Annotated in this window: 1 protein-coding gene; it reads right to left on the reverse strand. The window is 64.8% G+C overall.

Going from position 1 to position 273, the window contains the following annotated elements; all coding sequences use genetic code 11:
- Positions 1-73 precede the first annotated feature (73 nt).
- Positions 74-273 (reverse strand): hypothetical protein (locus tag ABG80_RS22635; RefSeq protein ID WP_160322404.1); only part of this gene is annotated, 200 nt, incomplete at its 5' end.

Here is a 273-nt window from a genome sequence, read left to right on the forward strand (position 1 = left end):
AGGTGGACCGGTCGGGTACCCCTCCCTCTGCAACGCCCTTCGGGCTCACTGGGGTGTCCCCCAGCCCCCCGGCTTACTTCGACGCGGAGAGGCGCTCCATGTCATTGAGGACAGGCCGAGCATGCTGATGCACGGCTATCATGTAGGCCTGCGAGGCCTTGTCCCAGGCGTCGATGTGTCTGGCCAGGATGAACAGCCAGGGCGGCGTGTCAACATCCGGGCCAGCAGCTACGATCCCGTAGAAGGCCCTCACCGTCTCAGTGGTCATCAGCG

The organism is Aquabacterium parvum (assembly GCF_001447195.1).
Lineage (GTDB): Bacteria > Pseudomonadota > Gammaproteobacteria > Burkholderiales > Burkholderiaceae_C > Aquabacterium > Aquabacterium parvum.